This is a genomic window from Vibrio sp. 1580 (assembly GCF_033340055.1).
In genome coordinates this window covers 17,539-29,616 of sequence record NZ_JAWOVT010000012.1, presented here as the reverse complement: position 1 = coordinate 29,616, position 12,078 = coordinate 17,539, and the positions used below count along the sequence as shown (strand labels likewise).

Below are 12,078 nucleotides of genomic sequence, written 5' to 3'. Positions count from 1 at the left end.
CACTCTATTACCTCACGTTTTCTCAAAATAGAATGATTCATTATTGATGGTGAATGTCGCTTGAATTTCACCTAAATCAACTCCATATCTAATATCAACGACAAGACACAAGGCAAGGATACTCTGATGCAATCCCCATTTATCGTTGAGATAACAGAACAGAACTTTCGCGAAACGCTTGAAGGATCAATGAACACGCCCGTTTTGATCCACTTTTGGGCCAACGCTCAGCCAGAAAGCGCACAGATACTCCCTGAGTTGCAATCTCTTGCTCAACAGTACAACGGTGCATTTACGCTTGCTCTACTAAATTGTGAAGATCAGCCCGCTTTAGCGTCTCAATTTGGCGTGCAAGTATTGCCAACTATCGCGCTGTTTATAAATGGTCAAGCCGTCGATGGTCTGGGAGGCCCCCAGCCAATTGATGCCATTGCCACCATGCTACAAAAGCATTTGCCAAGCCCAGATGAACAACTATTAAAACAAGTCAGTGAACTTCTTCAGCAAGGTGAGCATGCTCAGGCTTTGAGCATCATCCACACTTTGCCGCCAGAGCTGCAAGAGCGTGGTGATGTGAAACTCGCGATGGCTGATTGTTTGCTAGAAACCAAACAATTTGATATTGCCCAAGAACTACTGAACACTATCCCTCTCGAGTATCAAGATAACTACTACAAGAGCCTAATAGCCAAGCTCGAGCTGCATTTGCAGGCTGCAGATAGCCCTGAGTTACAGCGACTAGAACAAGCATACGCAGCAGACATGGCAAACTTCGAACTCGCTTGTGAATTGGCGGTACAATACAACCAAGTTGGTCGGGATGAAGAAGCGTTGGAACTGCTGTGGAATATTCTTAAAAAAGACTTGGGCGCCCAAGACGGTGACGTGAAGAAGACTTTTATGGATATTCTCAGTGCGCTAGGTCAAGGTAACGCATTAGCAAGCAAATATCGTCGCCAGCTTTACTCAATTTTGTACTAAGCGTCGCATTCTTCTAGGAAGAGACAGCAAAGGCCGGAATTTCCGGCCTTTGTTTTTTGTTAGAAGTCGCTATACAGCGTTGGTGCTGCTGGCGGATACTCTATTGGTTGCCAACGGTCATTAAAGGTGTACTTGGCATAAAGCATGAAATGGTTTGGTGTATAAAACTCAGAACGTTGTACATCGACTAACGCCCCAAGGTACCAACGTTTGCTGACTCGCTTTTCCACCGCCGCTTGCAACGACGTACCAAAACCACCACCTTTGTCTGACTCCGCTACTGTCGATAAGTATGGCGCGTCTTCCTTAGTCCAAGAGTTAGAGACGGATGCACTCAATTGATATGACCAAGAACTGTTGTATCGGCCATAAAAGTTGATAGGTAAAGACACCGAGAAGTAACTTTGCGGGCTGTAGTAGCCACCGTGACCTAGCGTGTACTCACCCAGATTTTTGTCGTAATCAAGGTACATTAAGTTTGTACCTATACTTAAACGCTGGTCATCCGTTGCAATTAACTTGTAGTACGCTCCACCTAGCACGCCTAAACGAGTGTTGTCCTCAACCTTTTCACCAGTCAAAACATGATACTGCAAGCTACTCCAAAAACCGTAAGGGCCACCAATGTCCCAACTTGAGCTCAACTTCACACCAGTACGAGCAACTCCGCCCCATTTAGTCCCTTGAGGGTCAGTCGTGCCGCTAGGGACAGACATTCCAGCATAAGAAAGCGTGCTACTGGTCTCTGGGCGACGCGAAGCTTCTGCCGTCCAACCGAACTCACCCAGGTCCCCATTGATGCGCACACCCCCAACCCATGTGGTATGGTCAAAACCAATTGGTGTCGTGCCGATATCGACCAACCAATCTTCAGCCTGCCAGCCCACCCCAAATGCCATACCTGATGCGTCATTTTGGAACGAAGTGCTGTCAGAATCGGTGGTTTTTTCATAGTAGTCCAGCTGACCTGAATCGATAGAAACATAATCGGCTTTTAGCAACAGGTGCCCATCCCAGCTCTCTATCGGGATTCGGGCTTCTATGGGCACTTGATTCGAAGTATTACGGCCATCTCGTGCACTGTAATCCCAACCAATCATAACATGCCCATCACTCCGATCATGCAGTTTATCGATGTCCGATTTGACGTTTCGAGTCAACCAGTAGTCGTCAGCAGTATCATATAAATCGCGTAAGCTTGGGGGTTCTTCTATCGCCTCTTCAGGTTCACGATTTTTATCCATTCGGTCACGATTTAAGGCTTGATAGGCGCGTGTTTCAGCTAAGGCCCACTGTTGATTTATCATTGCTATAGACATGCTATTGCGAAACGCTAATGCGTCAGCATCAGGCATCGCATCCAACAACTGATTTAGCGCATTAGCGTCATTTCGATAGCCTTGTTGATTAAACACCGCGGCCACTGCCATCAATTGTGCCGCAGTTAAGCTATCGCGTTTTCTATTCAAAACGAGGTGCATGTCGTGATACGTCGCTTCATCTCTATTCAAAGCACTGGCTTGCAACATGCCAATTTCTGCTTGAGTTTTAAATGGCTCAGGCTTTAAAGAAACTTGTTCATACAAATCCAACGCAAGCTTAGGCTGTTGATTAACAAGCATCAGCTCCGCTTGACTCAACAGTCGACGGGTTTTGAGTTCATCAAGCTGTAATGCTTCCGAAGCACTTAAATCTTGTGTTGCGGAATTCAATGCTAAGCCCGTGTACCAACGATCAAAATCTTCAAAGTGACTCAAGCTTACCATCATGCTGCCGTAAGCCAGTTTGTCATCGGTTGACCAATCTTCTGAAAGCGAAATGTTTTGGAAAATCCTCTCAGCTTCCTTAACTTCATCAATGTCTAACCACGCACTCACTAGACGACCGAGCGGTTGAATTTGACCTTGATAATCCGATTCTAGCGCACGTAATGTCGCCGTTACTGATTCAGGAGAAGCTAAGTAACGCGTTTGAATGTCTCTCAACTGAGCATCAAGCTTCAAGCGGGTTAAATTGCGCTGCATTGCGTCTGTCATGTCATGTTGTGCGATGCTCTCTAGCTCAGCGATGGCCTCATTCACTTTGAAGTCCTGCGCGAGATAAAGCGCGTAAGCAAATTTCATTTCAGGGTCATTACTAGATGTAGCCCAATTGGACATCAGCGTATCCGCGCGTACTTTGTCGCCCATTGAATGAATAACATCAGCAATATCAAGCCTTAACCATGGGGAGGCTGGCTGTAGCGCTATCAATTCCTCTACGGACGCTTTCATCGTTGCCTGATCATTTTGAGCGATTGCGATCCGCAGACGAGTCAAAATAACTTCCGACTTGATGCTCGCTATTTTTTCAGCGACCACTTTCTGCTGTTGGGCTGAGTAACTGCGCGCGAGTGCTTCCGCGCCAGACCAATCTTGCTGCTGAATACGAACATCTAAGCGACCACGCAATGCAGAGCTATTGCTGCTATCCAGTTGCAAAGCTTGTTTGAAAACCTTCTCTGCCGCGGCATAATTTTCTTGTACCAGATACAAAGAGCCTAATGATGAATAAGCATAAGGTTGGGATTTATCTACTTGAATCGCTTTTTGATAAGCGCTTTCTGCTTGCTTAAACTGGCCTTTTTCGACCAAGGCATCACCTTGATCAAGATACGCCCAATATTGAGAAGTCTCGATTAGCGCTGCCCATTTTGAGGCCGAGTCAGGATTATGATCTAAGTGCTGAGCCTGTTTAAAGTATCCGAGCGCTTTTTGTTGCTGCCCTCTACGTAGATAAACCTTACCCATAGCACCAAGCAATTCAGGATCTTGCGGACGAGTCGTCAACGCATAACGCAGCTGAGCTTCTGCTTGGTCGGTTTTATCTTCCTCGAGCAACGCTAACCCTTTGAGCTTGGCGAGATAAGTGGGGTCTTTGCGTAGTTCCTTTTCCTTTTTCCAGCGATCTTTCGCGCTTTGATTCGCTCTTTGTATCTCCATGTCAGACGGGTAGTAGCTAGCTAAGATGGCATATTGCTGAACAACTTGATCTGAAATAGGCAATTGATCCAATGCACGCAACCACGACGTTGCCGCATTTGTTCCAACCGAAGGAGCAAGCGCTAACTTTTTATAGGTATCGAGAATCCATGGATCAGCAGGATTCTCTTTGCGAATGTGGTTGGCTAACGCGAGTTGAAAAGACGGAACACTAGGATAATTTGCATTTAAACGTTCCAGTCCCTGTTTTACCGAACTCCAACTGCCTGGCAAATTACTTTGCAACTGTAGGAATTCCAGTTGTAACGCTGGTGATGGCATTCCATTTGGGAAAAGGGCTTTGTAAGCTTGAATCGCTTCATCGTAACGACCAGATTTTGCAAGCAACTGAGCGCGCTGATAATCCGCTCTTTTCTCTCCCTGAATAGCCATAATCGATGACAAGTTTTTCGCTTGAGTCGAATGAGGCGCCTGTCTGATTAAGCGCTCAAATACCGGTTTTGCTAATTCTGGCTGCTTACGTTTCAGATACATATTCGCTTGATAGAAAAGCCCCGTTGGATTGCTTTCTTCAATCGCGAACAGCCTCTCCAGAGTACTCTCGACAATATCATCTCGGCCAATCGCATCCGCCAGTTTTAGCTGCTCAACCAACCACTCAACCGAGTCAACTCGTGCTAATGATGTGGAAAATTGAACCAGCTCGATAGGCTTGTAGACCTGTGCGAGCTGCGACTTTGTCAGAGGTTTTGAGCTAAAGCTTTCTGCATGCACAGTGCCGACGCCACCAGCCGCCAAAGCAACCAGTGGAATCCACCATAACACGTATCCTGTTACTGACATCTCTCGCTCCATACAGGAAGCAATTCACCTTGCACACCAAAACGGTAACGTTCTTCATGCCAACCAAGCCCAAATAGACTTAATACGTTGTCGTAATAATGATCGTTTTTGTCCACCACAAGTTCATTTTGAGCACGACGAAACTGCGTCTCCAACAGCGCAGATTCACCAGAAGCCGCGAGTAACGGAAGAGCCGCAGCAGAAAAACCTGCGCTTCCTGCTTGGGTATATTTACCCGTTTCAGTATTTACTTCTCTCGCTGGCGCACCAAGGGCTTTGGTTGCCGCGACAAACGGCTGCATTTTTTGTACTAATACTGCTTTTTCTGAAACTTGGTCATTTAGCATACCCGCCCAAAGATAAGTGCGGATCGCGTTGTAACTGCCCATCGGCCCTGTAACCACATCTGAGCTATAACGACCATTTCTCAATACTGCCCAGTCTGGGCTAAAGCCAGCTGGCATCGTTTTCTCTAGCATGTGAACACTTGCCTTATACATTGAGTCCCAGTTGTATTGCGGGTACAGCGACTGCATACGAGCAATCAGTTGTAATGGAACATAACTCGGATTCACACGGTACTGGCCGTCGGCATCAAAGCCCGTTGGAGCTGGCAACAATACCGTTCCAACTCCCGCTATGTTGACGGTTTCTTCACGTAAAATACGACTCGCGATCAGATGTCCAAGGGTCTGATAGTAGTAGTTATTCCATAATCTTCCCGCCTCAACGAGGGAGTACGCTATCCACAAATCAGAATCTGACGCTGGGTTAGAATCCAAGACTCCGAACTGATCATTTTCTTTTCTTCCCCACAACCAAGCAGGAAGCCTTGCCGTCAAATCCCCACCAGCCAAATGTGATTGAGTCCATTTTAAAACCTGATCGAAGGTTTTAGGGTCATTGGCAACCAAGGCAAAGAACAATGCGTAAGATTGACCTTCCGAGGTCGTAATCATACGCTCATCACTGCCATCAACGACTCGGCCTTGCTCCATGTATACCGACTTAAATGTTTCCCATTGTGGCCACTCGCAGGTGTTAGCCCACAAGTAAGAAGACACGAACAACATAAGGAACGAGATGAGTTTTTTCATTATTCCTCTTCCTCAGTTTTTTCTAAACGTCTAGACGCGACTTGACGTAATACGCGCCAAAGCACAATGGTTACGATCACCACTAGCAAGGCGGCAAAGCACGCAACGATGACTGGGTGATTAGAGAAGTGATACCAAACGAGCTGCCACACAGGAAGCTTACCGACATAGTAGTGCGAACCCACGTTGTAGCTTGCTACTTCGTTATTTCTCAACGTCACCACCGAGCCAAACATGTGCTCCACTTTACCGGAGTCAGCCAACGCGCGATCAACCGACGCAAAATCTGACGGGTGAGCCGCCATAATAGAAATGACGCTGCGTTTTTTCGTAAATGGCGATTCTGCACCATAAATAGCAGCAAAAGAGCCTTCTGCCTCAACAGAAACATAATCTGCGGCGGCTTGACGAGCATCACTTGGACTCATCCAGTTCATTCCTAGCTGCTTTTCATTTTTGCTTGGCAGGCGAATTTGTCTCTGACCTTCTTTAACCACTAAGTTAACTTGGTCAGGGTTATTAGCGGCTTCTTCTAGTGCATCCACAACACCAATCGTCAGGATGTCTTTATTTTTTAGTTGCTCAGCATTCCATTTATCTGTCAAAAGCACCTGAATACCTGGGTACCCAGAATCACTTCCTAACGAGCCCATGACGTTTAAGAAGGTCTGCAACACTTCTTTTGGAGCACTCTCTGGAACAACAATAGCAGTTTCTGACAAATCGGCCATGCGTGTGTAAGGGAAGCCAGAAGTAGCAAAAGCGCGCATATTTGGCATTTCGATGTAGTGAGGGAAGCCACTAAAATCAACCGTAGAGTCACCATCAATGACCGCGTATTGCTTACTTGGCTGCGTCACCTGACATTGCCCATCAGTCACCGACGCAAAACCAAACTCAAACTCGATTCGGTTTTGACTACCCACCTTAAAAGCCGGAATGCGAACAAACGTATCACCACTTAGAATGCCATCATCTAACAAAGGAACACGTATACGGTTAGATTCTCCACCTTGACCTTTTGTGGTTAGGTTGAACGCCTCAATGAATTGGTCATTAATACTCAAAGTCAGACGAGAGCCGGAATGATCCGCAGCAGGCGGTGAATAACGATAGTTAAGATCCATCGGTATACCACGGCTTTGCCAAGTAAAGAGATCGGGTGGTAAACGCAAACTTACGTTGATTGGTGGAGGCGTTCGGCCTTCCACTTGCAGCATGCTTTTTTGTTCGACTAACTCAGACAATGCAACAGGACGAGCCGTACTCACCCAGTTTGGCGCATCGTACGGGACTCGTGGTTTGATTTGTTTGACTTCATTAATCTTCGCGATTGGTCCAGTAAGAAGTTGGTTTCCCAACGCCAAACCTTGCACCGCAATGTTAAGATCCTTACTGTCACGGCCTATCACCAGAAGAAGCTTCACGTACGGGTCTGTTGGATGAGTGATGACTTGAAGACGAGGGCCATCCGTGTCTGGAAAATCTCTCAGAAACTCAGGTTTGTTGTCATTGGTAACAAAGACAATGGCGTTGCGCTTAGGTAACGTGTCGACACTAAAAGGGAACTGAGCACCACGCCAACCCGCAAGAGCACCAAAGTAAGAGCTCAAGACACCGGCAGCCTTGACATCATCTAAATCGTATTTGCTACCCATCACGACAGGCAGATTTAACTGGCTGAAATCACGGACATCAAAAAAAGGAGCCGGTAACAAACTCAAGTCACTTTCCAGCACTGTCTTTTGAGCAAGCATCTCAATTCGACTACTTTGGCTAATCTCAGCCCAAATGCTCGAGTCATTGGGGTTAGCACAGTCTTTCTGAGTATTCCCTATTAACTCAAAGCGAATTTGGTTGTAATTACTAAAGTAACGAGTGTCCAGCGGCATAGATAAGCTCAACTTTTTGCCTTGCTGGCCATCGACGATTGACGCTACTCCCATAAGTTCGTTGTTCAAATACACTTTGACGTGAGAAACCAAAGAGAGCAACGCTGGCGAAGGTGTGATATCAAAGTGCAACGTTGCTTTAGATACCACCTCATCGAGTCGCGAACCGAAACCAATATAAGCACTGGCCTCACTACCTTGGATAGCAATTGAACCACTGTAACCTAATTGACTAAATGGGATGACGCGCTTAAACACGGTCGAATCTTCAGCATCTTGCTGTGCCAAAGGCGTTGCTTGTTGCTGACTTACTTCTTGTGCCGCGAGACTGCACGACATACACATGAGAGTGATAGCCGTTGTCAACGCTGTTAGTTTTTTATTATTTAGCATGACTTGAGGTCCTGATTGGGACATAACGAGGTCTTAGTGACCAAATAAATTCGATACAAAATAAAAGTGCATCCACACTGACCTGAACAAACTTAGGACAATGTTGCAGCAAGCGTTTGTATCCATTAAAGCCGACTTGCAGTACAGCCTGCATACTCGATAGAGGTTTATCTGATTGATAACCTTGTTGCCATTTCGCCCATGTATCTGCACGTGCAAATGTACATTGGACGTATTGGATTCGTTGTTGATGAGACAATTCGTTGAGTTGTAAACCAAATATCCCCTTATGAGCATAGGCAACCGTCATAGGGAACACGAATTCTTGGCCACCTCGATTGAGGATCACTTCTAAGGTTTGACCGAGTAAGTAAGCACAGGTTGGTTCATCGACCCCGTCAATTTCTATGCGCACGCCCCCCAAAGAGAAATCCTTCATCTGCGCTTGTATTAAATGCCCAGAATTAAGCCTAACCGCGACAGGAATCGCCACCTCTACTCGGTGATCTTTTCGCACTTGTTTAGCTTCTACTGCAACCGCAACGGCAGCACCTAAAATCAACAGGTTGTACATCGTCCATACGAGATTCACGATCACTGTACCGATTTCATTTTGAGGCCCCCACCCCATTCGGTAAATCCCTACAGCGAAGCCCAAAATGTTGAGTGCAACCAAAACCAAATATGGTCGAGAGATCACCCAATCGTAGTGAGACTTTTCAACCAAACCGCCTTTTGCCGTTACGTTGAATGTCCCTTTATGGGGCGCAAACAAAGCCACCGTTGTTGGCCTTGCGATATACCAAGCAAGCACGGTTTCGTATACCTCACCCCAAAACGAATAACGGTAGTCACCCTGCATACGAGAGTTGGTCATGCTGGCGTGAATCATGTGGGGTAATACGTACAAAATGATCGCCAGCGCTGGTGCATAAATCACGTAGGAATGCAGCAACAAATAAGCCAAGGGTGCGATCAGGAATACAATCCTCGGGATACCAGATAGAAAGTGCAGCATGGCATTGACGTAACAAAGCCGTTGAGAGAGCTTAAGCCCCTTTCCAGTCAATGGATTATCTACCCTAAATATCTGCGCCATCCCGCGAGCCCAACGAATGCGTTGCCCAACATGTGCAGACAATGTTTCTGTCGCCAAACCAGCAGAAATCGGCTGCTTAAGATATGCAGAACGATAGCCTAAACGGTGCATGCGCAGAGACGTGTGCGCATCTTCCGTCACGGTTTCGACTGCAATACCACCGACTTCCTCTAAAGGCTCTCGACGTAAAATAGCGCACGAGCCACAGAAGAAAGTCGCATCCCATAAGTCGTTACCATCTTGAATCAGGCCGTAAAACAAGTTGCCTTCGTTTGGCACGTTACGAAAGTTCGATAAGTTACGCTCAAAAGGATCCGGTGAGAAAAAATGGTGCGGCGTCTGAATAAGCGCCAACTTTGGATCTTTCAGGAACATCCCCATTGTGAGCTGAAAAAATGCTCGTGTAGGAATATGGTCACAGTCAAAAATCGCAACAAACTCACCGCTGGTCTGCTTCAACGCATAGTTAATGTTACCGGCTTTCGCATGTTCATTCGTTGGGCGGCGGATGTAGTTCACCCCTACACTTTTGGCGAAATCTCGGAAGCTATCACGCTTGCCGTCATCCAGAATGTGGATGTTAAGTTTGTCTTTCGGCCAATCGACACCTAACGAGGCATAAACCGTCGCTTTCACAACATCGAGATCTTCGTTGTAAGTAGGGATCATCAAGTCAATGGTTGGCCAAGTTGACTGATCCGGTGGCATCGATACTGGTTTGCGATTCAATGGCCAGATATTTTGGAAATAGCCAAGCATTAGCACAATCCAAGAATACGTCTCAGCTAGAAGTAAAACGCCCCCTAGAAACAAAGCAACAGGATCGTCCCAGTTCAGGGTAGACGAATAACGCCACCACAAGTATCGACATGAGGCCGTAACCGACAAGATGATCAAAAGCATGGTAGGAAAACGACCCGGCATGCGACGGACCATCATCGCTAATGCCCAGAGTAACAGCACAAAGACAGTCTGAGCCTGATAACCAAATGGCACCGTAAAACAAAGCAAAGCGATTAACACCACGAAAAACAGCAAAGTGTAGTTCAACGCCATCGCGGACTTACTTGCTTTAATACGCTCTCGAACTTGTGGATCTTTGATGTTGTTCGCTGTCTGTTCTAACCAGCGGACGCCTTTTGCAACCAATTCAAATGGCAAGTAGAACGCATTGCGAATTTGCTCGGCTAAAGTCATCGCTAAGCTGCTGGTTTTTTTGGACCATGCTGTATTTACGTTTTGCCTGAAGCAAAGCAACCACACGCTTTGGATAATAAAACGTACAGGATCAAACCATCTTGGCGCAGCAAAATTAACGTTTGGATAGTAAACCAAAGGCAGTTTCCATGAGGGAACACCCGAAATAACCGGCTTTAAAAATACAAAACTCAATGAAAACCAAAAAGACAAAGCACACTCACCAACCCAGTTTGTTTTACAATTCCAGGCTTGCTCGTAAGCGTTCTTCTGCAGTCTGAATTGATCCACTACCCAACGTTGGAAAATCAGATTAAGACTTCGCATAAATTAGCTTTGGTCCTGAGCGCTTGATAACGCTGATACACACCAAAAAGCAAAAGACTGAAAATCTTTTGCGGCTTGGCTCGATGGCGAATAGTGTTGAACGGTTGTCAGGTTTGCCACACATTCAAGCAATGCCGTATCTCGATGAATCGAAACAGGAATCAAGGATTCGCTAAGTTCATTTTTCAGCACCAACATGAAATCACGACCAATTTCGGTTTCTGGCTGATACTTATTCACCAAAAAACGTAATTTGTCAGAGCGAAGCAATCTCGATAGCTCTTCATGTTGTAGCCAAGATTGAAGAGTGAGATAACTCAGGGCGTCTGCCGTTACCACCACCACAATCATATCCATTGAGTCGACAAAAGATCGCACTTCAGGATCAGTAAGCTCTGCTAAGTCGGCGTGAAAAAGCAGCCACTGCTCACCACGGTTTTCGCTCACTTGCAACGTCATTTCACCTAGCATTGATAGATAGTGAGAACGCTCATTAAAAAACGCTTTTAACTGCTCAGAATTCAGATGGCCAAACGGTAAAAAAAGTGCACCTTGTGGGCTTTCATAACCAGCCTGGGTCCAAGGCTTATCTAAAAGAAGTTGTTTCGCCCAGCCTCCTTGCTCTTCCCTCGGCAAGCCAAGATGAGCTTGCAGTAAACTGTTAGGCACCACCTCAATGGCCAGTACCTGTTTGTTTATCTTAACTAACGCTTGTGCCAAATTCGCAGCGACGGTCGTTGAGCCACAACCGCCTTTTAAACTAACAAATAGAAGGCGCTTCATATCGCTTCCGTTTCTGAATTTTTCTGCGTATTACGTACCAAAGATAGAACATTACGAGCACCGTTGGCTTTGAAGACTTGCCACTTATTTTTAACTTGTACGTAAGACTCGTTTTCTGTTGTTTCAATATACGTGTATTGAGTTAAGTTATAAGAAGAGTAGATCGAATTAATATCTTTTGCAGACTCAGTCATAGAATTTTTCACAATGTAACGGAGCTTAAACTGAGATAACAGCAATCCCGCCACTATCATTTTCAGTATAAATTCCATTGTTAAAAAATTGACGCATCGACCTATGCGTCTCATATTTATAGAACGATGATGAATGTGAATAAGTTTATTTATAGCCCATATAAATAACAAAGGCCTAAATAATATTTAACTTCAGAAAAAAGGATTACAATAATGAATTGTTACCATCCATTTAATACATATAAGAAATTTAAATATTTTAAATGAGAATCATAGACTTAGAGACTATTG

Annotated in this window: 7 protein-coding genes; 1 reads left to right on the top strand and 6 read right to left on the bottom strand. The window is 45.6% G+C overall.

Annotated elements, in window-relative coordinates; all coding sequences use genetic code 11:
* Window positions 1-126: 126 nt before the first annotated feature.
* On the top strand, window positions 127-981 hold the full coding sequence (locus R7093_RS18085) for a co-chaperone YbbN (RefSeq protein WP_047102896.1): 855 nt from the start codon (window positions 127-129) through the stop codon (window positions 979-981).
* Between the two features lie 59 nt (window positions 982-1,040).
* Here R7093_RS18085 and R7093_RS18080 read toward each other — a convergent pair whose 3' ends face one another.
* Genes R7093_RS18080 through R7093_RS18055 form a run of 6 tightly spaced genes read right to left on the bottom strand, consistent with a single transcriptional unit; the run spans window position 1,041 to window position 11,787 of the window.
* Window positions 1,041-4,805, bottom strand: coding sequence for a cellulose synthase subunit BcsC-related outer membrane protein (locus R7093_RS18080; RefSeq protein WP_047102897.1), 3,765 nt, complete (start codon window positions 4,803-4,805; stop codon window positions 1,041-1,043).
* Window positions 4,796-5,902 (bottom strand): cellulose synthase complex periplasmic endoglucanase BcsZ, encoded by a 1,107-nt coding sequence (gene bcsZ / locus R7093_RS18075; protein WP_047102898.1) that lies wholly within the window; start codon window positions 5,900-5,902, stop codon window positions 4,796-4,798. The genes R7093_RS18080 and bcsZ overlap by 10 nt, the downstream gene beginning before the upstream one ends.
* Window positions 5,902-8,187, bottom strand: a complete 2,286-nt coding sequence (gene bcsB, locus R7093_RS18070) for a cellulose biosynthesis cyclic di-GMP-binding regulatory protein BcsB (protein ID WP_047102899.1) — start codon at window positions 8,185-8,187, stop codon at window positions 5,902-5,904. Before bcsB ends, bcsZ begins: the two co-directional genes overlap by 1 nt.
* The gene (gene bcsA / locus R7093_RS18065) at window positions 8,177-10,810 is read right to left on the bottom strand and encodes a UDP-forming cellulose synthase catalytic subunit (protein WP_025766999.1); all 2,634 of its coding nucleotides are present in this window, start codon (window positions 10,808-10,810) and stop codon (window positions 8,177-8,179) included. The genes bcsB and bcsA overlap by 11 nt, the downstream gene beginning before the upstream one ends.
* Window positions 10,811-10,813: 3 nt before the next feature.
* Entirely contained in the window at window positions 10,814-11,593 is a 780-nt protein-coding gene (gene bcsQ, locus R7093_RS18060) for a cellulose biosynthesis protein BcsQ (RefSeq protein ID WP_318146767.1), read from the bottom strand.
* Window positions 11,590-11,787 carry a hypothetical protein gene (locus R7093_RS18055; protein WP_021034149.1) on the bottom strand — a complete coding sequence of 66 codons (198 nt, stop codon included), beginning with the start codon at window positions 11,785-11,787 and terminating at the stop codon, window positions 11,590-11,592. The genes bcsQ and R7093_RS18055 overlap by 4 nt, the downstream gene beginning before the upstream one ends.
* Window positions 11,788-12,078 lie beyond the last annotated feature (291 nt).